Source organism: Dactylosporangium sp. NPDC050588 (genome assembly GCF_040654975.1).
GTDB lineage: Bacteria > Actinomycetota > Actinomycetes > Mycobacteriales > Micromonosporaceae > Dactylosporangium > Dactylosporangium maewongense.
In genome coordinates, this window is sequence record NZ_JBFAJA010000103.1 from 22,954 (window position 1) to 45,340 (window position 22,387).

A 22,387-nucleotide genomic window follows, 5' to 3' on the forward strand; every position below is an offset into this window, starting at 1 on the left:
CATGAGCGGACAGCGAAGCGGCTCGGTCCGCTCATCATGTGACAGGTTCGGCTCAGGCCGACGCCGGAGCGCAGCGGAGGTGGCGGCATGAGCGGAGGTGGGCACGCTGCGAAGGGCGGCACCAAGGGCGCGCACGCGAAGGGCCACGGCAAGAAGCACGGCGCGCACGAGGAGGAGCACGAGAACCACGAGCGCTGGCTGGTCAGCTACGCCGACATGATGACGCTGCTGATGGTGCTCTTCATCGTGCTGTTCGCGATCAGCCAGGTCGACCAGAAGAAGTTCGCGGAGCTCAAGAACGGTCTCGCGGTCGGCTTCGGCTCCCCCTCGGTGGCGTTCGACGGCGGCGAGTCCAACCTCATGGAGTCCTCCGACAGCGACTCCCCGATGGACCTGTCCTCGGGCATCGGCGGCACCACCAGCGACGCGACGGCGATCCAGGAGGCCGTGGCGGCGAAGGAGCGGGCGTCGGCGTCGGCGAAGCAGAAGGCCGCGCAGCAGGAGGTCGAGAACTTCGAGAAGATCAAGGACCAGATCGAGAAGAACCTCGAGAAGCAGGGCCTGCAGGACTCGGTGAAGTTCACCATCGACGAGCGCGGCCTGGTCGTCACCGTCGTCACCAGCGCGATCGTGTTCGACGGCGGCGAGGCGCAGCTGCTGTCCGCCGGCCGGGAGATCATGGCCGGGATCGGCCCGGCGATCGCCGGCCTGCCCAACAAGATCGAGGTCGACGGGCACACCAACCAGCTCGCCGCCACGACCGGCAGCTACCCCAGCGGCTGGGAGCTGTCCACGGCCCGCGCCTCGACGGTGGTGCGCTTCCTGCACAGCAACGCCGGCATCCCGGAGAACCGCCTGATGGCGTCCGGCTACGCCGACACGAAGCCGCTGTACGCGGCGGACGACCCGCGAGCGGCGTCGCTCAACCGGCGGGTGGAGATCATCGTCCTGTCCTCCCTTCCGGCCGACACCCGGGCGCTGCTGCCCTCGGCCACCCCGACCTCGTAAGGAGCGGCCTGGATGGCGAAGGACGAGAAGGCGGCCCAGGCGGAGACCGAAGAGGCGCCGAAGAAGAGCAAGAAGAAGCTCATCATGATCATCGCGATCGTGGTGGTGCTGCTGGGCGGCGGGGCGGGCGGCTACGTCATGTTCAAGCCGTCCTCCGCGACCGCGGCGCCCGAGCCCGAGCCGGGCGCGGTGGTGCCGCTGGACCCGGTCACGATCAACCTGGCCGACGGGCACTTCCTGAAGCTCAGGCTGTCGCTGCAGGCGACCGCGGACGCGGCCGAGGCCCCGGACGGCAGCAAGGCGCTGGACATCGCGATCGAGCTGTACAGCAACCGGCCGATGGCGGAGCTCATGTCCAACACCGAGCGGGAGCGCTCGAAGGCGGAGCTCCGGGAGAAGATCGAGAAGGCGTACACGGTGGACAAGACGAAAGAGATCATGGACGTGTACTTCACGTCGTTCGTGATCCAGTAGGCCCGAACCGGCGGATCTGGGGGTTTCAAGGAAACCTCTAGGTCCGTTTCGGCCGTTTTACGTCAAGCTGCACCCAAAAAGACCGATGGTAAGAGAGTGACGCAGTCAACGTCGGCGACCGGGAGCGGCCGCACGCCCGGCAAGATGAGCCGGCGTGGCGGCAAGAGCTCCGGTCCTGAGCCGTATGACTTCCGGCGTCCGACCAAACTGTCCCGCGAACACATCCGGACCCTCCAGATCTCCTACGAGACCTTCGCCCGCCAGTACGCCACGCTGCTGACCACCAGCCTCCGGGCGGTGTCGCAGGTCAGCCTGATCTCCATCGAACAGCTGACCTACGACGAGTACATCAGCGGCCTGTCCAGCCCGACCGTCGTCGCCATGTTCAGCATCGACCCATTACCCGGCACTGCCATCCTGGAGTTCTCCCTGAGCACCGCCATGGCCTGCATCGACCACATGCTCGGCGGCCCGGGCGGCCCGCAGCCCCAGCGCCCGCTGAGCGACATCGAGATGCCGTTGCTGCACGGCCTCATCGAGCGGACGCTCGGCGAGCTGCGCTACGCCTTCGAGGGCATCGTGGCGTTACGGCCGGAGATGACGACGATCGAGTACAACCCCCAGTTCGCCCAGGCGGGCGCGACGTCCGACGCCGTGATCGTGGCGTCCTTCGAGATGCGGGTCGGCAGCGAGGAGTGCGTCGCCAGCATCTGCCTGCCGTTCGGCTCGATCTTCCCGAAGCTGCAGGGTGAGCAGGGCAGCGCGGTGCTCACCGAGGCGCAGCGGGCGGCCCGTGAGGTCGCCTACCGCAACGTGGTCGCCGGCCTGGAGGGCGCGCCGATCGAGGTCGCGGTGCGCTTCCAGCCGGTCCGCATGCACCCCGCCGACCTGATCGGGCTACGGCCGGGCGACGTCGTGCCGCTCGCCCACACCACCTCGACGCCCCTGGCGGTGACCACGGCGGACATCACGTTCGCCTACGCCGTCCCGGGCGCGCAGGGCAACCGTCTGGCCTGTCTCGTGGTGCCGAGCCCGCAGCCAGGTCAACGACCGACACACCGGCCCGCAGGACAGCCGGCCGGACAGCTCGGCCAGAACCGCGCTGAGGAGAACCGCCGATGACCATCGCCACCAACGAGGCACTGCTGGCCCGCGCCGAGGCGGCCGCACAGGCCGCCGTGGCGCTGCTGCCCGCCAGCTCCCCGCTCTCCGTCGGTGCGCCCACGCAGAACGTCGACGAGCTCGCGATCGACGGCCAGGCCGTCCGCGCCCGGTTCGCCGGCACCGCGCAGGGCGAGGTCGCCATCGTCGTCACCCAGGACCTCGTCGAGGCCCTCGCGAACTCCCCCATGGGCGCCCTGGACCTGAGCCAGGCCGTCCGGCCCGCCCTGGAGGCCGCGGCAACCACCGTCGGGCCGGTCGTCGTCGACCCGGGCGAGGTGCTCCAGCCGGCCGCCGCCATGGGGCAGGTCGTCGCCGCGGGCGGCGTCCTGGTGCCGCTCACCACCGACCAGGGCGCCGTCCACGCCGTCGTCGCGCTGGCCGTGGCGGTCGAGGTGACCTCCGGTGGGGGCGCCGGCGACTTCCGCGACGACCGCGACGACCGCGGCCGGCCGCCGGCCTTCGACCTGCTGCACGACGTCGAGATGGAGGTCACCGCCGAGCTCGGGCGGACCCGGATGAGCGTGCGGGAGCTGCTGTCGCTCGCCCCCGGCGCGGTGATCGAGCTGGACCGGGCCGCCGGCGGCCCCGCCGACCTGCTCGTCAACGGGCGGCTCATCGCCCGCGGCGAGGTGGTCGTGATCGACGAGAACTTCGGCATCCGGATCACCGAGATCGTCGGCCCTTCGGACCGGGCCTAGTCGCTGATGTTCGAACTGGCTTTGCGCGTCCTGTGCTCACTCACCGTAGTGTTCGCCCTACTGTGGGCCCTGGCGCGGCTGGCCCGGCGCGGGGTCGGCGGCGGCCACGGCGCGGGGCTGGTCACCGTGCTCGCCCGCCAGCAGCTCAGCCGGGGCTCGTCGGTCGCGGTCGTGAAGGTCGCCGACCGGGCCCTCGTGCTCGGCGTCAGCGACGCGGGGGTGTCGCTGCTGGCCGACGCGGACGCCGCGGTGTTCTCCGCCGGCGCGCCGGAGGATCCGCGCCCGTCCCCCCTGGCCGGCTCGCTGCTCTCGGCGGAGGCCTGGCGGTTCCTGAGGGGCAGGCGATGAGGCTCCTGCTGGCGCTTGCCGCCTTCGGTACGGCGCTGCTCCTGCCCGCCGCCGCCCACGCCGCACCGACGCCGAAGCCACCGGTGTCGCCGACCCCACCCGACGGCACGGTCAACATCGACGTCGGCGGCGTCCAGCCCAGCCAGTCGATCACCATCATCATCCTGCTGACGCTGCTGTCGATCGCGCCGTCGCTGCTGCTGATGACGACCAGTTTCACGAAGGTCTTCGTGGTCCTGTCGATCACCCGCAACGCGCTCGGCCTCAGCAACGTGCCGCCCAACCAGGTCATCGCCGGCCTGGCGCTGTTCGTCAGCCTCTTCATCATGTCGCCGGTCGTCTCCGAGGTGAACGACGTCGGGCTCCAGCCCTATCTGAAGGGAGAGAAGACCCAGGCGGTGGCCTTCAAGGACGGGATGCAGCCGCTCGAGGCGTTCATGCTGAAGCAGACCCGCAAGGACGAGATCGCGCTCTTCACGAAGATCGCCGACCGGCCGCTGCCGAAGAACAAGGACGACGTGCCGCTGTCGACGCTGATCCCCGCGTTCGTCCTGTCCGAGCTGCGGGCCGCGTTCATCATCGGCTTCGTCATCTACATCCCGTTCCTGGTCATCGACATGGTCGTCTCGGCGGCCCTCATGTCGCTGGGCATGATGATGCTGCCGCCCGTCACCATCGCGCTGCCGTTCAAGCTCCTGCTGTTCGTCCTGGTCAACGGGTGGGGGCTGATCCTCACCGCCCTCGTGGCCAGCTACCACTGACGAGGTGTACCCCGCATGACCGACACCAAGATCCTCGAGCTCAGCCTGGAGGCCATGACGATCGCCGCGAAGCTCGGCGCGCCGATCCTGCTCACGGCGCTCGTCGTCGGCTTCGCCATCTCACTCTTCCAGTCCGTGACCCAGATCCAGGAGTCGACGCTCTCCTTCGTCCCGAAGGCGGCCGCCATCGGGCTGGCGCTGCTCTTCGCCGGCAACTGGATGCTGCACGAGATGGTCACCTACACCGAGCAGCTCTACGCCCAGATCCCGGACCTGATCAAGGGTGCCTGAGTCCTACACCGTGCCGCTGAGCACGGTCCTGGCGATCCTGCTCGGCTCGATCCGGGCGGGCGTGTGGCTCGCCCTGTGCCCGCCCTTCAACAACCGCGGCGCGCCCGCCGCCGTGAAGGCCCTGCTGTCGGTGGCGATCGCCCTGCCCATCGCCCCGCGCCTCGCCCCGCAGATCCCGCCGGGCATGTCCACCGGCGTGCTCGTCCTCAACGCCCTCGAGCAGGCCGTCATCGGCGCGGCGCTCGCCTTCATCACCGCGCTGCTCTTCGCCGCGGTCCAGATCGCCGGCAACATGATCGACCTCGTCGGCGGCTTCAGCCTGGCCTTCTCGATGGACCCCTTCATGCTCCAGGGCAACGCCGTCTTCGGCCGCTTCTACAACCTCATCGGCATGGCGCTCATGTTCGCCACCGACTCGCACCAGCTGATCCTGCGCGGCTTCGCCCGCTCCTACACCGCGATCCCGCTCAACGACGCCTTCTCCCTGGAGACCTTCGCCGGCATCATCAAGGACGGCTTCGGCGAGATGTTCCTGGCGGGCCTGCAGATCGCGGCCCCCCTGGTCGCGATCATGCTCGCCGTGGACGTCGCCCTGGGCCTGCTGACCCGCGCCGCCCCCGCCCTCAACCCGTTCTCCTTCGGCTTCCCGGCGAAGGTCCTGCTCACCCTGGTCATCGTCGGCACCGCGATGATGCTCCTGCCGAACGCGATCGCCAACCTGACCGACCGCTCCGTGACCCTGGTCCTGAAGCTCCTGGCCGCCTGAGCACGGCGCGGGCGTCAGCGGCACGGGTGGGTCAGGGGTTGTCCTCGGCACGGCGCTGGGGGAAGGGCTCGCCGGCCACTGCCTCGGCGCGCAGGGGCTCATCGCCGGTGGCGGCGTCCGGAGACGGCTCGCGCTTCTTGTCGGGCTTGCCGTAGTTGCGGATCACCATCCGGAAGACGGCGAGCATCACCGCGGCCACCGGCACGGCGATGAGCAGGCGGAGCAGCCCGGTCTGCAGGTCGAGATGGTGGGTGACGAACGTGGCGTAGAGGGCCGGCGACGCGATCACCACGGCGAGGAACAGCGTGGAGAAGCGTGCCATCCCCAGCACGTCAGCCGCCCACCAGGCTCAGGCGCTCGCAGAGCATCGCGGCCCATTGGAACGGTGTCGAGGGCCGGCCGTCCAGGAGGGCGACGGGCACCCGCAGCGACAGCGGGCTGGCCGGGTCACCGCTGGACATCGTGCCGCGCAGGCAGATGGCGTCGACGCGGCGCAGGCCCTGCAGGTGGTGGGCGACGTCGGAGGTCTTGCGGCTGGCGTCGACGACGACCCAGACCGCGACGGGGCGGACCGCCTCGACGATCGCGGCGGCCCAGGCGGACTCGTCCAGGGCGGCCTCGACGGCGACGACGCTGGGCGCGTCGGACTTGCGCAGCTTCTTGGCCCAGAGGCGGGCGTCGTGGGCGCCGGTGATGCGGCGCTTGGCGTCGATGCCCGCGGCGGCGGCGTTGCGGCCGGCGAAGAGGATGTGGTCGCTGTCGAGCCGCTGGGTCTCCGCGACCCACCGGGCGACCTCGACCGCGTGCGTCGACTCGCCGACGACGATGAGCGTCTCCCCCGGGCCGTCGGGCGCGGGCTCGGCGACGGGCAGCGCCGCGAAGGCGTCGACCACGGCGCTGTAGGTGTCGGCGGCGTTGGCCCGGAACGCGATGTCCGACGGCACGCCCAGCGACTGCAGCCGGCGGCCCAGCGCGGTCTGCCGATCGGGCTTCTCCGCGGCGGCCCGGTCGCCGCCGGCGCGTTCGGCCGCGGCGGCCCGCTCGGCGGCGGCCGCCTCCGAACGCGCCGCCCGCTCGGCGGCGGCGGCCGTGCGCTCCGCGGCGGTGCGCTCGGCAGGGGCCGCCGCCGCCTGTGCGGCGGCCGCGGCCTGCGCGGCGGTGTGCGGGCTGTAGGCCCCGGCGAGCCGTTCGCTCTGATCCGGTGTCCGCGGCTTCTCCACGGTGGCGGTGGCTTCAACAGGCATTGAGGACTCCTGCCAATATTCGATCTCGTCGTCGGACAGTGGGCGTGGCGGGTTCGGTCGCGCCGGGGCGCGCCGTCGCGGGTCCATCCGCGTCTGTTCGGGCCAGATCCCTCCGCCGTTCGGTGCGGCGGGCGGCTGATACCGCTGTGGTTGCGGCAGATCGTGGTGTTGCTCGTAGCGCGGGTCCAGGTCCGGCGCGGCGGGCGGCGGCGGCTGAAACCGTGGCGCCCGCGACGCGTCGCGGCGCGGGTCGACGTCCGCCGGCGGCTGCGACCGTGGCGGCCGCGGCGCGTCGTGGCGCGGGTCCATGTCCGCCGGTGGCTGCACCCGCGGCGCCTGCGGCGCGTCGCGGCGCGGGTCCACGTCCGCCGGTGGCTGCACCCGCGGCGCCTGCGGCATCGGCGGCGGCTGGAACCGGGCCGCCTGCGGCACGTCGGGGCGCTGCTCGAAGCGCGGGTCCACGGTGACCTGCTGGACGCCGAGCTTCGCGATCGGCTGGCCGGCCGCCGGCCGGAACGGCCGCACCGACGGCGCGCCCGCGGGCGCCTCCGGGGCGGGGCCCTCGGCGAGCAGCCGGTTGAGCGCGTCGGCGGCCGTCGGCGGCCGCGGCGGGCCACCGGCGGGTGGCCGGGAAGGACCGCCGTCGGACGGCCGCGCCGCACCCGCGGGTGGCCGCGGCTGCCCGCCACCGCCCGCCGGCGTCGGGCCGGAGGCCGCCTGCGGCGGCCAGGCCCCACCGGCCGGCGGCTGGGGCGCACCCGAAGGCCCAGGAGGCCCGGGAGGCCCGGGAGGCGCTGGAGGTCCTGGGGGTCCTGGAGGCACTGGAGGCCCGGGAGGTCCTGGCACCGGCGGCCGCTGCGGCCCACCGGCGGGCGCCGCGCCGGAGACGGGCGCGCCGGCGGGCGGCCGCGGCGTGGCGGCCCGCGCATCCGCGAGCGCGTCGGCGAACGTCGGATTCCTGCCCTGCGATTCGGCGGCATCCGCCAGCGCGGCCAGATCCTCGATACTCAGTGTGCGATTCGGCGTGTCGCCTTTGCGCGGTGCCTGGCCTGATGATTGAGTTGTCGCAACGGCATCGGGGACCTCCACCGTCAGCTCATATTTCTGAGTTCCGAAAAGGCCACCGACCCCGCCGGTGCGCACTTTTTCGGCAGAGACGATGACAGCATCCGGCCCGTGCTCCGCGCGGACCTGCGCGAGCAGCTCTTCGAGGTCACGACCCTCAAGCAGCAACCGGGTAGGCACCATTCACCACCCCAATAGTCTCAATCCGCAGCGTACTCCCGGCGATCTCTGAGTAGGACAGAACCGGTAAACGCGGCAATGCCATCTGCACCAGTTTCCGCAGAGCGTTGCGCAGTTGCGGTGAGCAGACGAGGACGGGACTGACGCCCCGTTCCTCGCCGAGTTCGGTGATTCTGGTCAGGTCGGCGAGCATCGACTCGGCGCGTGCCGTGTCGATCAGCAGCTGCAGTCCGCTGTCGGTCGGGCGCAGCGATTCCAGCAGCTGCTGCTCCAGTCTCGGCTCGAGCGTGATCGCCGTGAGGGTGCCGTCGTGGGCGTACCGGGAGGCGATCGCCGGCCCGAGCGACGCCCGCGCCGCCTCGACCAGCGAGTCGGGGTCGGTGGACTGCTTCGCCTGCAGCGACAGGGATTCGAAGATGCGCACCAGGTCGCGAATCGGCACGCCCTCGTCGAGCATGGTCTGCAGCACCCGCTGGACCTGCCCGAGGCTGAGCGCCGCCGGGGTCAGCTCCTCCACGACGACGGGGTGCGTGCGCTTGACGATCTCGGTGAGCGCGCGGACGTCCTCGCGCCCCAGCAGGCGGCTGGCGTGCAGGCGGACGATCTCCGCCAGGTGCGTGATGATGACGGACGCCCGGTCGACGACCGTCGCGCCGGTGAGGTCCGCCTGGTGGCGCAGCTCGGCCGGCACCCACTTGCCGGCCAGGCCGAAGACGGGCTCGACGCCGGCCCGGCCGGGCAGGAAGTCCAGGCCGTCGCCGATCGCCAGGACCGTCCCGGGCGGCGCCTGGCCGCGGCCGACCTCGACGCCGCTGATGCGCACCGCGTACGTCGACAGCGGCAGCTCCAGGTCGTCGCGGGTGCGCACCGGCGGCATGACGATGCCGAGCTCCAGGGCGACCTTGCGGCGCAGGGCCCGGACCCGCTCCAGGAGGTCGCCGCCGCTGGCGTCGACGAGGTCGACGAGGTCGGGCGCCAGGGCCAGTTCGAGGGGGTCGACCCGCATCTCCCCCAGCAGCGTCTCCGTCGGGTCCGGCGGTGGCGGCTCGGCCTCGGCGGCGGCAGCGTCCTGCTGGTCTGCCTCGCTGACGGGTTTCGGCAGGCGCTGGGCGATGATCAGCACCGCGGCGCCGACGAGCAGGAAGGGCAGCTTCGGCAGCCCGGGGATGAGGCACAGCGCGAGCGCCGCGCCGCCGCCGATCTGCAGCGCCCGGCGGTTCTGGCTGAGCTGCTTGCTGACCGTGGCGCCCATGTCGCCGTCGTTGGCGGAGCGGGTCACGATGAGGCCGGTCGCCACGGACAGCAGCAGCGCCGGGATCTGCGAGACGAGGCCGTCGCCGACGGACAGCAGCGAGTAGGTCTGGATCGAGTCGGTCGCCGACAGCCCGCGCTGCAGCATGCCGATCGCGAAGCCGCCGATGAGGTTGACCAGCGTGATGATGATGGCGGCGATCGCGTCGCCCTTGACGAACTTCGACGCGCCGTCCATCGCGCCGTAGAAGCTCGCCTCGGAGGTGATCTCGGTGCGGCGCTTGCGGGCCGTGGCCTCGTCGATGAGGCCGGCGTTGAGGTCGGCGTCGATCGCCATCTGCTTGCCGGGCATCGCGTCGAGGGTGAAGCGGGCGCCGACCTCGGCGACGCGCTCCGCGCCCTTGGTGATGACGATGAACTGGACGATGAACAGGATCAGGAAGATGACGAGGCCGACGATGAGCGAGCCGCCGACGACGAAGTGGCCGAACGCCTCGATGACGTCACCGGCGAAGCCCTGGGTGAGCACGAGCCGCGTCGCGCTGATGTTGAGCGACAGGCGGAAGAGCGTCGCGATGAGCAGCAGCGAGGGGAACGACGAGAACTCCAGCGGCCGCTTCACGTACATGCTGACCAGCACGATCACGAGCGCCAGCGTGATGTTGGCGGCGATGAGCGTGTCCAGCAGCATGGCCGGCAGCGGCACGACCATCATGAGGATGATCAGCACGATGCCGATGGGCACGATGAACTGCGACAGGCGTTTGGGCACGCTCTCCCCGTCTTTCCGATGTGACGCGTTCCCCTGATCGGTGCCGAACGGGTAGTTCTGAGGGTTTTCCTTTGGTTGCAGGGCCGGGTGCCGATCGTCAGGGGCGTGCAGCCCGCAACGACCTCCACTCCCGACTCGACGCAGCTCGTCCACATCGGACGCCAGCCGCTCTACGACTGGTCCGGGCACGTCGTCGGCTACGAGCTGCTGTTCCGTGGCGCCGCGGACGAGGTGGAGGCGTCCCGGCGCAGCGCGTACGCGACCAGCCAGGTCATCGTCAACGCGTTCACCGAGTTCGGCCTGGAGCAGCTCGTCGGCGGCCGCAAGTGCTTCATCAACCTGACCCGCGACTTCCTCGTCGGTGACCTGCCGCTGCCGTTCGACCCGGACCACGCGATCCTGGAGATCCTGGAGACCGTCGAGATCGACGACGCGGTGCTCGCCGGGACCGCGCGGCTGGTGCAGCAGGGGTACGAGATCGCCCTCGACGACTTCGTGTTCGGCCTCGGCCACGAGCGGCTGCTGGGCCTGGCCTCGTACGTGAAGCTGGACCTGCTCATCCGCGAGCCCGAGGAGCTCGTCGAGGTGGTGGCCCGCTGCCGCCGCTACCCGGGGATCAAGCTGGTCGCGGAGCGGGTGGAGATCGAGGAGCACATCCTGCTGGCGCAGCGGCTCGGGTTCGACCTGCTGCAGGGGTACGCCGTGGGCCGCCCCCAGGTGCTGACGGCGGTCGCGCTGTCACCGTCGCGGCTGCGCCGCCTGGAGCTGCTCGGCGCGGTCACCGCGGAGGACGCCGACATCGCGAAGGTGTCGGCGATCGTGCAGAGCGACCCGGCGCTGTCCTACCGCGTGCTGCGGGCGACGAACTCGGCCGCGTCCGGGCTGCCGCGCAAGGTGGCGTCGGTCCGCGACGCGGTCGTGCTGCTCGGCTCGGCGAAGATCCGGCAGTGGGCGGCGCTGATGCTCGTCAGCGACGTGGCGGAGTCGGCGACCGAGGACCAGCTGTCCACGACGATGGCCCGGGCCCGGCTGTGCCAGACCGTCGCGGAGCGGCTCGGGCTGCAGGGCGACGCGGCGTTCACCGTCGGCCTGCTCGCCGGTGTCGCCGAGCTCATCTCGGAGCCGGTCGCGGAGCTGGTCAACCGGCTGCCGCTGACGGTCGAGGTGGCCGACGCGCTCGTCGACGGGCACGGCCGGCTCGGCCAGGTCCTGTCGATCGTGCGGGCGTACGAGGTGGCCGACGAGCACGCCCTCGCCGCCGCGCCGGTGTCGTCGGCGGACCTGGCGAAGGCGTACCTGGCGGCGGTCGGCTGGTCGATGCGCACCATCGAGGGCGCGCTGGGCCGGTAGATGGCTGGCGAGAAGACCGAGCAGCCTACCGAGCAGAAGAAACGGCAGGCGCGGCGCGAAGGCACCCGGGCCCGCACGCCGGATCTCGGCGCGTGGGGTGGGGTGCTGCTGGCCAGCGTGCTCCTGCCGATGACGGCCCGCAGCGTCATGGCACGGACCCAGGACCTGTTCTCCAAGAGCACGCAGGCGTTCACCGACCCGGAGCCGGCCAAGGCCTTGGAGCTGCTCAAGACCGGCATGACGGACATCGCGATCTGCGCCGCGCCGATCACCGTGGGCCTGTTCGTGTTCGCGATCGTCGGCACCGCCGCCCAGGGCGGGCTGCGCCCGGCGACGAAGCAGCTCAAGCCCGACTTCAAGAAGCTCAACCCGCTCAAGGGCCTGAAGCGCACGTTCGGCGGCCAGGCGGCGTGGGAGAGCGTCAAGTCCCTGGCGAAGGTGATCATCCTCGGCATCGTCGTCTACAACACGATGCACACGCTGGTGCCGACGCTGCTGGGCGCGACCGCGATGCCGCTGCAGACGATCATCGGCCTGGTCGCCGACACGGTGCTGAAGGTCATCCGGATCGCCGCCGTCACCGGCCTCGTGCTCGCCTTCGCCGACTACTTCGTGGCCAAGCGCCGGGTCAACAAGCAGCTGATGATGTCGAAGGAGGAGATCAAGGAGGAGCACAAGAAGTCCGAGGGCGACCCACACGTGAAGGGCCACATCCGGCAGCGGCAGCACGAGATGGCCCGCAGCCGGATGATGGCCGACGTGCCCAAGGCCGACGTCGTGGTGGTCAACCCGACGCACGTCTCGGTCGCGCTGCGGTACGACCCGACGAAGGGCGCGCCGCGGGTGGTCGCGAAGGGGCTGGGCGTGATCGCGCTGAAGATCCGCGAGGTCGCCACCGAGCACCGGGTGCCGATGGTCGAGGACGTGCCGCTCGCCCGGGCGCTGCACGGCGCGTGCGAGATCGGCGACGAGATCCCGGCGGAGTTCTTCGGCGCGGTCGCCCGGGTGCTCGCGTTCATCATGATGCTCAAGTCGAAGGGGTCCGCCGCCGGCGTGCACACGGTGCCGGAGCACCGTTAGCGTGCTGGCATGGACGACTTCGACGTCGTGGTGGTCGGTGCCGGTCCGGCGGGCGCGGCGGCGGCGCTCGCCGCGCGGCGGGCCGGCGCGAGCGTGCTGCTGCTGGACAAGGCCGGCTTCCCGCGCGACAAGCCGTGCGGTGACGGGGTCGCGCCGCACGCCCTCGACGTGCTCGCCGGGCTCGGCGTGACCGGCGTCGAGGACGGCTTCGCGCCGGTGCCGTCGCTGCGGCTCGTCGGCCCCGCCGGTGGGGCGGTCGCCCGCAGGCACGCGCGTCCCGCGTACACCATCCCCCGGCTGATCCTCGACGAACGCATCGTGGCCGGTGCGGTGGCGGCCGGGGCGGTGCTGCGCCGCCACACCGTGCGCCGCATCGAGGAGCGCCCGGACCGGGTGGTCGTCGACGGGATGGTCTCGGCGCGGGCGGTCATCGGCGCCGACGGCGCGTATTCGACGGTGCGCAAGGCGCTCGGGCAGCCACCGAACGGCCCCGGCCACCTGGCGCTCGCCATCCGCGGCTACGCGCCCTTCGCGGGGCAGCCCGCCGAGCAGCGGATCGTGACCGCGTCGCGGGAGTGGCCGGCCTACGCGTGGGCCTTCCCGATCGGGGACGGCACCGCCAACATCGGCTACGGGGAGGTGCTGCACGGCCGGCCGGTCTCCCGGGCGCACCTGCTGGACCGTCTCGCCGAGCTGCTGCCCGACGTGGACACGGCGGCGGCGACCGGGCTGCGGGCGCACCACCTGCCGCTGTCGACGCGCCGCCCGGCGCCGGCCCGGGGCCGGCTGCTGCTCGCGGGCGACGCGCTGTCGCTGATCAACCCCTTCACGGGCGAGGGCATCTTCTACGCGGTGCTGTCCGGCGCCCTGGCCGGTGCGGCGGCGTCCGGTGACGCGCCGGGACGCCGGTACGCCGCGGCGCTGCGGGGCCGGCTCGGGCGGCACCTGCGGCACTCGCGGGCGGCGGCGCTGCTCGGCGGCCGGCAGTGGATCGTCAACGCCGCGGTGCGCGCCGCCGACCGGCGCCAGGCGGTCTTCGACGACCTGATCGAGCTCGGCCTCGGCGACGGCACGCTGACCCCGCGCACGGTCGGCGCCATCGCCCGCCACGTGGTCACGCGCTGAGGTTCTCCGCCATCCGGGCCAGGGTGCGCACGGTGGTCAGGTAGTCCTCGACGGGGACGCCCTCGGCGACCCGGCGGCGGACCGCGGCCACGTCGGCGGCGATCGCCGCCCGCGCCCGCTCGCCGTCATCCGTGAGCGCGCCGTCCTGCCGCATCCACCCCCGCTGGACCAGGTCCTGCCGGCACTCCCCCTGCCCTTCCCACAACGGGTCCTCCGATCCGAGGCCGTTGAGCAGCTGCCAGTGCCGGCGGCGCAGCCCCTGCCGGTCCAGCGCGGCCCCGAACGCGCCCTCGATCCGCTGGTCGAGCTCGCGCAGCCAATAGCCGATCGGCCTGTCCTCTGGTTTCATGGGTTCCACCTGTACATGCCTCCAGAATGTAGATAACAAAAATTATGCATCCTTCCCTTGCCGCCGTCGAGACCGCGATGGTGTCGATCCGGCGCAGCCAGACCCGGCGCGCGCTGGCCCGCAGCGGCCCGGCCAGCGGGGTGGACCCGGCGACCTTCGACGTCGTGGACGCGGTCGAGGGGCTGCGCGACCGCGCGACGGTGACGGCGGTCGCCGCCGCGCTCGACGTGGCGCAGCCCCGCGCGAGCAAGCTCGTCGCCGCCGCCGTCGAGGCGGGCTGGGTGCGGCGCGAGGCCGACCAGGACGACGGCCGCCGGTCGCTGCTCGTGCGCACCCCGGCCGGGCTGGCACTGTGCGAGCGGGTGCACGCCGCGCGGCGGGCGAGGTTCGCCGCGGCGACCGCCGGCTGGACGCCCGCGGAGGTGGAGACGTTCGCCCAGCTCCTGACCCGCTTCGTGGCGGGCCTCACCGAAACGGCCGGACAACGGCACTGAGCGTCGATTCTTCAATGCTCCGGCGCACGGTAATCTTCGCGCCAGAGGTGATGTGGTTGACCGGCGCCGACGGCCAGGACGATGCGCTCATCGAGCCTGCGCTGTCCGATCTCGCGCACCGGTGGGTCGCCGCCGTCCGCCGGACCAGCTTCCTCGACGTGGGCGCCGAGACGCTCCGCGACCGCTTCGAGCAGTTGGTCACACTGCTCGCCGGCGTGCTGCGCGCCGACCCGTTCGACCCCCGGCCCGCCGCCGGGGCCGGCGCGGCGCTCGTCGACGTCGGGCTGTCCAGCCCCGAGGCGCTCCAGCACTCCATCGCCGTCCTCGCCTCACTGCCCGCCGCCGCGGACGTCAAGCCCGACGACGACAGGATCGGCGCGGTCCTCGGCGCGGTCGCGGCCGGCTTCACCCGCGCCGGCCGGCAGCGGATCCTCGACGACCAGGAGCGCATCCGCCGCGCCTGGGCCAGGGCGCTCACCGACGCCGAGCACAGCCTGCAGCTGGAGCTGCACCACCAGGCGCACCACGACCCGCTGACCGGGCTGCCCAACCGGGTCCTGCTCTACCGGCACCTCACCGACACGCTCGGCGAGGCCGGCGGGCGCGACCGGATCGGCGTCTGCTTCCTGGACCTCGACGAGTTCAAGACCGTCAACGACACCCTCGGCCACGGCTCCGGCGACCGGCTCCTCGTCGCCCTGGCCGACCGGCTCCGGGCCTGCGTCAACGGCGCCGGCCACTTCGTGGCCCGGGTCGGCGGCGACGAGTTCGTGGTGGTCGTGCGCCACAGCACCGGCCCCGGCCAGCTGACCGAGCTGGCCGAGTCGATGCTGGCGGAGCTGAGCAAGCCCGTCCGCCTCGACAGCCACGAGCTGTCCGTGTCGGCCAGCATCGGCATCGTCGAGCAGCCCTGTCACGGCGCCGACCCCGACGAGCTGCTGCGCGCCGCGGACGCCACGCTCTACCTGGCGAAGGAGGAGGGCCGCGCCCGTTACGCGCTCTTCGACGCCAAGCGCAACGCGCAGCAGGTCCTGCGGTACGGGCTGACCGGCCGCCTCGCGGGCGCCCTGGACCGCGGCGAGTTCGAGCTGGTCTACCAGCCGCTCGTGGCCCTCGCCGACAACCGGCTGCGCGGCGCCGAGGCCCTGCTGCGCTGGCGCCACCCGGACCTCGGCACCGTCTCGCCCAACACGTTCATCCCCGTCGCCGAGCAGTCCGGCATGATCCATCCGCTGGGCCGCTGGGTCCTGCGCGAGTCGTGCCGCGTGGCCGCCGACTGGCAGCGCTCGCACCCCGACACGCCGCTGCTCATCAGCGTCAACGTCTCCCCGCGCCAGTGCACCGACCCCCGGCTGCTCGACGACGTGCGCCACGCCCTCGCCGACACGGGCCTCTCCCCGGCCAACCTGCAGCTGGAGCTGACCGAGACCGTCCTCATGCAGTCGACCGGCCAGCCCATCCAGACCCTGCGCACCATCGCCGACCTGGGCGTGCGCATCGTCATCGACGACTTCGGCATCGGCTACTCCAACCTCGCCTACCTGCGCCACCTCCCGGTCCACGGCCTGAAGCTCGCCGGCGCCTTCATGGCCGGCATCCGCTCCCTGGCCAGCGACCACGTCGACGAGCAGATCGTGGAGACGGTCATCCGCCTGGCGCACACCCTGCAGATGACCGTCACCGCCGAAGGCATCGAGACGGCCGACCAGGCCGGCCGCCTCGCGTCGCTGGGCTGCGACCTCGGTCAGGGCTGGCACTTCGGCCGCCCCGTGACCGCCGGCGAGATCCCCTCCCGCTGAGGGCCTACTTCAGGACCTCGCGCAGACGGGGCGCGAAGGTGGCCGGGTCCTCCACGAAGGCGATGTGCCCGCCCGGGAACACGGCGCGGTCCGTGCCCAGCTCCGTGGCCAGGGCGGCCGACGTCCGGTCACAGATCTGACCGGTGGAGGCCTCCCCGACGGCGACGACGATCCGTACACCGGACGAACGCAGCGCCGCGAGATCCGGCTGGAACAGGGTGGTGCCGCGCATCTCGTGCAGGAACCAGAACCGCTCGTCGGCCTCCTGCTGGGCGTCCGGCTGGGGCGGCGCGGCCGAGGGGTCCATCGGGATGTTGGCGTTGACCAGGAACTTCATCCAGGCGCCGGGCACGTCGCCGGACGCGTAGGTGGCGATGATGTCCTCGATCGCCACCCGCTGCCCGGCGGCGTCGGGCAGGAGCTCCGTCACCGGCGGCTCGTGGGCGACGAGCGTGTGCAGCACGCCGGGATGCGACTGCGCCAGCGCCAGCCCGGTGACGGCGCCGCCGCTCGTGCCGAAGACGGCGGCGGGACCGGCGTCCAGGTGGGCGATCAGCGCGGCCAGGTCGGCCGCGCGCAGCTGCGGGGTCGAGTCCGCGTCCGGGTCGTCGGGGACGCTGCCGCCGACGCCTCGAGGGTCGGTCGTGAGGACGGTATGGTCGGCGGCGAGCAGGTCGGCCAGCGGCGCGAGGAACCTGGTGCCCATCGGGGCGCCGGCGAGCACCAGCAGCGGACCCCGGCCGCGCACCTCGTAGTACAGGGTGGCGTCGGGCACGCGCAGCGTGTGGTTCATGAACTCCTCCAGACAAGGCGGTGGGAATGTCAGTCGGAACATCGGTCGACAGTGAGACCGGCGCCGGGGCGCAGAATCGTCGCGATCCCGCCGACGAGTTCACGAGACTGGTCGAGCCGCTGCGGGCGCAGCTGCACGCGCACTGTTACCGGATGCTGGGATCGGTCCACGACGCCGACGACGCACTGCAGGACGCGCTGCTGCGGGCGTGGCGCGGGATCGGCGCGGTCAAGGAGCAGGGGTCGCTGCGGGCGTGGCTGTACACCGTCGCCACCCGCACCTGCCTGGACCTCGCCGCGGCCCGGGGGCGGCGGGCGCTGCCGATGGATCTGGGGCCGGCCAGCGAACGCGTCGAGCTCGCGCCCGCCCCGCTGACCGAGGTGGCGTGGCTGGAGCCCTACCCGGAGGCCGTCTATGAGCGGCGCGAGACCGTCGAGCTGGCGTTCGTCGCGGCCCTGCAGCACCTGCCGGGCAACCAGCGGGCGGCGTTGCTGCTCTTCGACGTGCTGGGCTTCTCCGCCGCCGAGATCGCCGCGATGATGCGGACCACGCCCACCTCGGTGAACTCGGCGCTGGCCCGGGCCCGCCGGCTCGTCGCGGACCGCGTGCCGGCGCCGACCCAGCAGCGGACCCTGCGCGACGTCGGCGACGCGCGGGTCCGGGAGCTCGTCACCCGCTACACGACGGCGATGGAGCGCGGCGACACGGCCGGCCTCGTCGCGCTGGTGACGCAGGACGTGACCTGGTCGATGCCGCCGCTGCCGCACTGGTACCGCGGGAAGGCCGCGATCGAGTTCGCCGCCGAGCTGCCGCTGAAGCGCTGCGGCTCATGGCGGCACCTGCCGGCGACGGCGAACGCCCAGCCCGCCGTCGCCTGCTACCTGCGCGACGGCGGGACGGGCCCGCACCGCGCCTGGTCGGTCAGCGTGCTGACCCTGCGCGGCGACCGGATCAGCGCGATCACGTCGTTCATCGGCGAGGACCACTTCGGCCGCCTCGGGCTGCCGTTGACGCGCTGACCGTCACACACTGCTGCGGCGCAGGCGGATCCAGCGGTACCCGTAGCCGGCCAGCCGCAGCGCGGTGAAGTCGCCGGCGGGGTCGTACTCCCGGTCGGCGAACACGTCGTTGGGCAGGTGCGTCTCCTTGGCGAGGTCGCCGAGGTCGACGACGGCGTCCTCGGTGCCCAGGTTGTGCAGGAACAGCACCGAGCCGGTCGGTCCGTCGGCCCGGTGGGCGAGGACCCCCGGCGGCAGCGGCCGGTCGACGCACGTACACACGCCGCTGCCGACCTCCGGAATCTCCCGGAGGGTGCGGATCATCCGCTCGAACCACGCCAGCAGCGACCGGTCGTCGTGCCGCTGGGCGGTGACGTTGACCTTCTCGTAGCCCCACTCGCCCTTGCTGATGACCGGGCGGATGGGCTCGGCGTCGCTGAACCCTCCGTTCTTCGCGAACGACCACTGCATCGGGGTGCGGATGGCGTACCGGCCGGTCTGGGTCAGGTCCTCCCCCATGCCGATCTCCTCGCCGTACCGCAGCACCGGGGTGCCCCGCAGCGTGAACTGCAGCGAGTAGGCCAGTTCCAGGCGGCTCCGGTCGTTGCCGAGCATGGGCGCGAGACGGCGGCGGATGCCCCGGTCGTACAGCCGCATGTCCTCATCGGGGCCGAACTGCGCGAACACGTCCTCGCGCTGCTCGGCGGTGAGCCGGGACAGGTCGATCTCGTCGTGGTTGCGCAGGAACGTCGCCCACTGCCCGCCCGGCGGCAGCTTCGGCGTGGTCCGCAGCCACTCGATGACCGGCTCCGGGTGCTGCCGGGCCAGCGCGAGGACGAGGCGGCCGTTGAGCATGAAGTCGAACAGCATGTGGATGCGGTTGCCCGACCCGCCGGAGTCGCCGAAGTACTCCGGCAGCTTCTCCGGCTCCACGTTCGCCTCGGCGAGCAGCACCGCGTCGCCGCGCCGCCACTGGATGTGCTGCCGCAGCTCGCTGAGGTAGTCGAAGTCCATCGGGCTTTCAGGGACGCCGGGCTCCGTCAGCTCGATGATGAACGGCACCGCGTCCATGCGGAACCCCGCGACGCCGAGCTGGATCCAGAACGCCAGGATCTTCTTCACCTCGGCCCGCACCAGCGGGTTGGCGAAGTTGAGGTCCGGCTGGAAGTCGTAGAAGCGGTGGTAGTACCAGGCGCGGGCCTTGCGGTGGTACGTCCACGTCTCCTTCTGCTCGCCGGGGAACACCATCCCCTGGTAGCGGTCGGACGGCTCCGTGTCGGACCACACGAACCAGTCGCGGTACGGCGAGTCCTTCGACGCGACCGCCGACTGGAACCACGGGTGCTCGTCCGACGTGTGATTCACCACCAGGTCGATGATGACCTTGATCCCGCGGTTCGCCGCTTCGTGCAGCAATTCGGCGAAGTCGCCCAGCGTGCCGAGCCGGGGATCGACGTTGTAGAAGTCCGTGGCGTCGTACCCGTCGTCCTTGCCGGGTGTCGGATGGATCGGATGCAGCCACAGACAATTGATCCCGAGCCTGGTCAGGTAGTCGAGGCGGCTGATGAGACCTTGAAAGTCGCCGATGCCATCGCCGTTGGAGTCCTGGAACGTCTCGACGTCCAGGCAATAGATGACACTCTCGGTGTACCAGCGCTCGCCCATGTGGTCCGGGGTTACCGAATCGGGCTTCACGCAAACGCGCGCTTGCGTGCCCCCGCCCCGACCGCGAGGATGGCTCCCGGGGGGCTGATGGTCGACTTCGCCGGCGCGCTACGTGACGCCATCCAGGCACGGGGCCTGGGACTGGAACGCATCCAGGAGCGGCTTCGCGCCGAGGGATATTCAGTGAGTCTCGCCACGTTGAGTTACTGGCAGACCGGACGCAGCCGTCCCGAGCGGCGTGAGTCCCTGGCCGCCCTCGCCGAGCTCGAGAAGATCCTGGAGGTCGAGCCGGGGTCCCTTGCCGCCCTCGTGGGGCCGCCGCGCCCGCGCGGCCGGCACCTGCACAAGAGCCAGGAGGCGCCCGGCCTGGGTGCGTTCTGGTCCGAGCAGGACCTCATCACCGACCTGGCGCAGGGTGTCGACACCCGCTGGGACGAGCGGCTGACCCGGCTCAGTCAGCACGACCGGGTCAACGTCGGGCCGGAGCGCGAGGAGGTGTCGTTCCTCGTCCGGCAGGTGTTACGGGCCGAGGCCGACGGTCCCGACCGGTATGTCGTGATCGTGCGCCTCGACGAGCTGGAGCACCCGCTCCCGCTGATCACCGCGGTCCGCAACTGCCGCCTGGGCCGGGTGGTCGAGCACGTGGAAAGCGCGTTTCTCCTGGCGGAGCTGCTCTTCGACCGCCCGCTCGCCAAGGGAGAGACGGTCATCACCGAACATGCGCTACATAATTATCCGCCGTTTCCGACCGCGACCAATTATGAGCGCAAGTTTCGGCTTCCAGTGCGTGAATACGTGCTCGAGGTGTGTTTCGACCCGGCAGCGCTGCCGCGGGCCGTCTATCAGTTCCAGCAGATGGACGGCCAGACCGAACAGGTGACCCCTAACGAGGTCGATGTGGGCAATTCAGTCCACGCGATCGCACTGGACTACGGCCCGGGTCGTTACGGGTTCCGATGGGACTGGGACTGAAGTTCCTGCTGCTCAGATCGTCTTGGGCAGCTGGGAACAACGGGGCGCCGGTGTGACCAGCGCCCCGCCTCTGTTCCCGGACATTACCGGCGTCACCATCTGAACGGCTGGGATGTCGCCGCGACGGTAAGGGTGGAACGCATGTGCCGCCTCCACAAGGAAGTCGTTTTCCTTGCCAACGACGTTAATGGCGGCCCACGACCGACCGGAAGATCTGTCCCCCGCTTAACAGTTAACCCTCGACCCCACCGCGCCGTTAACAGTTAAGTATTGGAAATAGACCGTTCACGAAGCGACCAAGCCCTCCGCCACCCCACCCACCCACAGTTCAGAGCCCCAACGGCCGGGTGGCCCCTGCCACCTCGGTTATGTCGACTCGCTCCGCTCCCCGACATAACCGAAATTTCGGTTATGTCCGCAGCGCGGACATAACCGAGAAGACAGCTGGCGAGGCCGACACGATCCCGCCCGCTGCGCCACATCACCCCGCGCTGCCTGGACACCCCCCCCCGAGCAGCCGGCGATCACGCGTCTGCGACGCACACCGGACCGGCTGATCCAAGGACGGATCTGGTCGCGCGGGCAGCCAGAACCGTCCTTCGATCAAGCACTCGGGGCCGGCAACGGCAGTGCTGCCGTGACGCACGCCCGACCAGTTGATCCAAAGACGGGATACGGCGGCGCGATCCGGCGGCGGCGCGGTGGCCGTGACCGCACATGATCGAGCGCCCGAGACCGGCGGCGACGCTGCGACGTGCGCCCGACCGCGTGATCCAAGGACGGACCTGGTCGTGCGGGCGGCCAGGACTGTCCATCGATCAAGCGCTCAGGGCCGGCGACGGCAGTGCTGCCGTGATGCACGCCCGACCAGTTGATCCAAAGACGAGGTCCGGCGGTGGGCCGTGACCGCACTTGACCGAGCGGCCGAGACCGGCAGCGACGCTGCGACGTGCGCCCGACCGCGTGATCCAAGGACGGACCTGGTCGTGCGGGCGGCCAGGACTGTCCATCGATCAAGCGCTCAGGGCCGGCAACGGCAGTGCTGCCGTGATGCACGCCCGACCAGTTGATCCAAAGACGAGGTCCGGCGGTGGGCCGTGACCGCACTTGACCGAGCGGCCGAGACCGGCAGCGACGCTGCGACGTGCGCCCGACCGCGTGATCCAAGAACGGACCTGGTCGTGCGGGCGGCCAGGACTGTCCATCGATCAAGCGCCCGGGAGCCAGCAACGGCAGTGCTGCCGCGATGCACGCCCGACCAGTTGATCCAAAGACGGATCCTGCGGCGATGGCCGTGACCGCACATGATCGAGCGGCCGAGGCCGGCGGCGACGCAGCGACGTGCGCCCGACCGTGTGATCCAAGAACGGATCTGGTCGCCCGGGTGACCAGGGCTGTCCTTCGATCAAGCACTCGGGGGCCAGCAACGGCAGTGGTGCCGTGACGTGCGCCGGACCAGTTGATCGAGCACCCGAGACCGGCGGCGACGCTGCGATGTGCGCCCGACCGCGTGATCCAAGGACGGATCTGGCGGTGTGGGTGGCCAGGGCTGTCCTTCGATCGTGTGGTGAACGGCGTCGGCTTGGGTGGGCCCGCACGCTGCGGTCCGTGGGCGGGGTGGGCGACCACCGGATGCGGCGCGGATGCGGCGCTTGGCCTGGCTCGCGTCTCGGCGCGGGCAGTGCGTCGCGGAGCGGCGCATTGGGGTGCGGGTGAGAATCCCCGCCGGGACCCGCCGCG

At 71.5% G+C, this 22,387-nt stretch carries 21 protein-coding genes; 15 read left to right on the forward strand and 6 right to left on the reverse strand.

The genetic code is table 11. The annotated features are described in order from the left end of the window. Positions 1–87 precede the first annotated feature (87 nt). From AB0I21_RS48590 to AB0I21_RS48625, 8 genes are all read left to right on the forward strand, one after another. Positions 88–1,008: a flagellar motor protein MotB gene (locus AB0I21_RS48590; RefSeq protein WP_360571462.1), complete on the forward strand. Its 921-nt coding sequence runs from the start codon at positions 88–90 to the stop codon at positions 1,006–1,008. Between the two features lie 12 nt (positions 1,009–1,020). Beyond that, complete coding sequence (locus AB0I21_RS48595; protein WP_360571464.1) at positions 1,021–1,482, forward strand: flagellar basal body-associated FliL family protein; 462 nt, start codon at positions 1,021–1,023, stop codon at positions 1,480–1,482. Positions 1,483–1,578: 96 nt separating this feature from the next. Beyond that, positions 1,579–2,604, forward strand: a complete 1,026-nt coding sequence (locus AB0I21_RS48600) for a flagellar motor switch protein FliM (protein WP_360571466.1) — start codon at positions 1,579–1,581, stop codon at positions 2,602–2,604. Next, positions 2,601–3,344, forward strand: a complete 744-nt coding sequence (gene fliN / locus AB0I21_RS48605; protein ID WP_360571468.1) for a flagellar motor switch protein FliN — start codon at positions 2,601–2,603, stop codon at positions 3,342–3,344. The genes AB0I21_RS48600 and fliN overlap by 4 nt, the downstream gene beginning before the upstream one ends. A 48-nt stretch (positions 3,345–3,392) precedes the next feature. After that, positions 3,393–3,692 carry a flagellar biosynthetic protein FliO gene (locus tag AB0I21_RS48610; RefSeq protein WP_360571469.1) on the forward strand — a complete coding sequence of 100 codons (300 nt, stop codon included), beginning with the start codon at positions 3,393–3,395 and terminating at the stop codon, positions 3,690–3,692. After that, positions 3,689–4,453, forward strand: a complete 765-nt coding sequence (gene fliP, locus AB0I21_RS48615; protein WP_344515741.1) for a flagellar type III secretion system pore protein FliP — start codon at positions 3,689–3,691, stop codon at positions 4,451–4,453. The genes AB0I21_RS48610 and fliP overlap by 4 nt, the downstream gene beginning before the upstream one ends. 15 nt (positions 4,454–4,468) lie before the next feature. After that, entirely contained in the window at positions 4,469–4,744 is a 276-nt protein-coding gene (gene fliQ / locus AB0I21_RS48620) for a flagellar biosynthesis protein FliQ (RefSeq protein ID WP_344515742.1), read from the forward strand. Continuing rightward, on the forward strand, positions 4,737–5,510 hold the full coding sequence (locus AB0I21_RS48625) for a flagellar biosynthetic protein FliR (protein ID WP_360571472.1): 774 nt from the start codon (positions 4,737–4,739) through the stop codon (positions 5,508–5,510). Before fliQ ends, AB0I21_RS48625 begins: the two co-directional genes overlap by 8 nt. A gap of 31 nt (positions 5,511–5,541) precedes the next feature. Here the strand turns inward: AB0I21_RS48625 and AB0I21_RS48630 are convergent, their stop codons facing one another. The 3 genes from AB0I21_RS48630 to flhA form a co-directional block, all read right to left on the reverse strand. Continuing rightward, the gene (locus AB0I21_RS48630) at positions 5,542–5,832 is read right to left on the reverse strand and encodes a hypothetical protein (RefSeq protein ID WP_360571474.1); all 291 of its coding nucleotides are present in this window, start codon (positions 5,830–5,832) and stop codon (positions 5,542–5,544) included. Positions 5,833–5,842: 10 nt separating this feature from the next. Then, the gene (locus AB0I21_RS48635; RefSeq protein WP_360571476.1) at positions 5,843–7,279 is read right to left on the reverse strand and encodes a hypothetical protein; all 1,437 of its coding nucleotides are present in this window, start codon (positions 7,277–7,279) and stop codon (positions 5,843–5,845) included. 697 nt (positions 7,280–7,976) lie between these two features. Then, complete coding sequence (gene flhA, locus AB0I21_RS48640) at positions 7,977–10,022, reverse strand: flagellar biosynthesis protein FlhA (protein WP_360571478.1); 2,046 nt, start codon at positions 10,020–10,022, stop codon at positions 7,977–7,979. Positions 10,023–10,127: 105 nt separating this feature from the next. Here flhA and AB0I21_RS48645 point away from each other — a divergent pair, with 105 nt between their 5' ends. The 3 genes from AB0I21_RS48645 to AB0I21_RS48655 are packed head-to-tail and all read left to right on the forward strand — an operon-like array spanning position 10,128 to position 13,577. Next, positions 10,128–11,372, forward strand: a complete 1,245-nt coding sequence (locus AB0I21_RS48645; protein ID WP_360571479.1) for an HDOD domain-containing protein — start codon at positions 10,128–10,130, stop codon at positions 11,370–11,372. Then, positions 11,373–12,452: an EscU/YscU/HrcU family type III secretion system export apparatus switch protein gene (locus tag AB0I21_RS48650; RefSeq protein ID WP_360571481.1), complete on the forward strand. Its 1,080-nt coding sequence runs from the start codon at positions 11,373–11,375 to the stop codon at positions 12,450–12,452. Between the two features lie 9 nt (positions 12,453–12,461). After that, positions 12,462–13,577, forward strand: coding sequence for a geranylgeranyl reductase family protein (locus AB0I21_RS48655; protein ID WP_360571483.1), 1,116 nt, complete (start codon positions 12,462–12,464; stop codon positions 13,575–13,577). Here the strand turns inward: AB0I21_RS48655 and AB0I21_RS48660 are convergent. Then, on the reverse strand, positions 13,567–13,926 hold the full coding sequence (locus AB0I21_RS48660) for a hypothetical protein (protein ID WP_360571485.1): 360 nt from the start codon (positions 13,924–13,926) through the stop codon (positions 13,567–13,569). The genes AB0I21_RS48655 and AB0I21_RS48660 overlap by 11 nt on opposite strands. Before the next feature lie 44 nt (positions 13,927–13,970). Here AB0I21_RS48660 and AB0I21_RS48665 point away from each other — a divergent pair, with 44 nt between their 5' ends. Together AB0I21_RS48665 and AB0I21_RS48670 are read left to right on the forward strand one after the other, a co-directional pair. Next, a complete protein-coding gene (locus AB0I21_RS48665) occupies positions 13,971–14,420 on the forward strand; it encodes a MarR family winged helix-turn-helix transcriptional regulator (RefSeq protein ID WP_360571487.1) in 450 nt (149 codons plus the stop codon). A gap of 56 nt (positions 14,421–14,476) precedes the next feature. After that, a complete protein-coding gene (locus AB0I21_RS48670) occupies positions 14,477–16,219 on the forward strand; it encodes a bifunctional diguanylate cyclase/phosphodiesterase (RefSeq protein WP_360571489.1) in 1,743 nt (580 codons plus the stop codon). Positions 16,220–16,223: 4 nt separating this feature from the next. Here AB0I21_RS48670 and AB0I21_RS48675 read toward each other — a convergent pair whose 3' ends face one another. Then, positions 16,224–17,012 (reverse strand): alpha/beta hydrolase, encoded by a 789-nt coding sequence (locus AB0I21_RS48675; RefSeq protein ID WP_360571491.1) that lies wholly within the window; start codon positions 17,010–17,012, stop codon positions 16,224–16,226. A gap of 26 nt (positions 17,013–17,038) precedes the next feature. Between AB0I21_RS48675 and AB0I21_RS48680 the strand changes: the two genes are divergently transcribed. Beyond that, entirely contained in the window at positions 17,039–18,031 is a 993-nt protein-coding gene (locus tag AB0I21_RS48680; RefSeq protein WP_360571493.1) for a sigma-70 family RNA polymerase sigma factor, read from the forward strand. A 3-nt stretch (positions 18,032–18,034) separates the two neighbouring features. Here the strand turns inward: AB0I21_RS48680 and AB0I21_RS48685 are convergent, their stop codons facing one another. Then, entirely contained in the window at positions 18,035–19,675 is a 1,641-nt protein-coding gene (locus AB0I21_RS48685) for an alpha-amylase family protein (RefSeq protein ID WP_360571495.1), read from the reverse strand. An 87-nt stretch (positions 19,676–19,762) separates the two neighbouring features. Here AB0I21_RS48685 and AB0I21_RS48690 point away from each other — a divergent pair, with 87 nt between their 5' ends. After that, positions 19,763–20,647 (forward strand): hypothetical protein, encoded by an 885-nt coding sequence (locus AB0I21_RS48690; protein ID WP_354905506.1) that lies wholly within the window; start codon positions 19,763–19,765, stop codon positions 20,645–20,647. The last annotated feature ends 1,740 nt before the right edge of the window (positions 20,648–22,387 follow it).

Bases quoted from the DNA above. Each gene is read 5' to 3' on its own strand.
- fliQ (WP_344515742.1), top strand. From the start codon at position 4,469: ATGACCGACACCAAGATCCTCGAGCTCAGCCTGGAGGCCATGACGATC.
- fliP (WP_344515741.1), top strand. From the start codon at position 3,689: ATGAGGCTCCTGCTGGCGCTTGCCGCCTTCGGTACGGCGCTGCTCCTG.
- AB0I21_RS48665 (WP_360571487.1), top strand. From the start codon at position 13,971: ATGCATCCTTCCCTTGCCGCCGTCGAGACCGCGATGGTGTCGATCCGG.
- fliN (WP_360571468.1), top strand. From the start codon at position 2,601: ATGACCATCGCCACCAACGAGGCACTGCTGGCCCGCGCCGAGGCGGCC.
- AB0I21_RS48655 (WP_360571483.1), top strand. From the start codon at position 12,462: ATGGACGACTTCGACGTCGTGGTGGTCGGTGCCGGTCCGGCGGGCGCG.
- AB0I21_RS48675 (WP_360571491.1), bottom strand. From the start codon at position 17,012: ATGAACCACACGCTGCGCGTGCCCGACGCCACCCTGTACTACGAGGTG.
- AB0I21_RS48690 (WP_354905506.1), top strand. From the start codon at position 19,763: ATGGTCGACTTCGCCGGCGCGCTACGTGACGCCATCCAGGCACGGGGC.
- AB0I21_RS48595 (WP_360571464.1), top strand. From the start codon at position 1,021: ATGGCGAAGGACGAGAAGGCGGCCCAGGCGGAGACCGAAGAGGCGCCG.
- AB0I21_RS48660 (WP_360571485.1), bottom strand. From the start codon at position 13,926: ATGAAACCAGAGGACAGGCCGATCGGCTATTGGCTGCGCGAGCTCGAC.
- AB0I21_RS48590 (WP_360571462.1), top strand. From the start codon at position 88: ATGAGCGGAGGTGGGCACGCTGCGAAGGGCGGCACCAAGGGCGCGCAC.
- AB0I21_RS48650 (WP_360571481.1), top strand. From the start codon at position 11,373: ATGGCTGGCGAGAAGACCGAGCAGCCTACCGAGCAGAAGAAACGGCAG.
- AB0I21_RS48680 (WP_360571493.1), top strand. From the start codon at position 17,039: ATGTCAGTCGGAACATCGGTCGACAGTGAGACCGGCGCCGGGGCGCAG.
- AB0I21_RS48630 (WP_360571474.1), bottom strand. From the start codon at position 5,832: ATGGCACGCTTCTCCACGCTGTTCCTCGCCGTGGTGATCGCGTCGCCG.
- AB0I21_RS48685 (WP_360571495.1), bottom strand. From the start codon at position 19,675: ATGGGCGAGCGCTGGTACACCGAGAGTGTCATCTATTGCCTGGACGTC.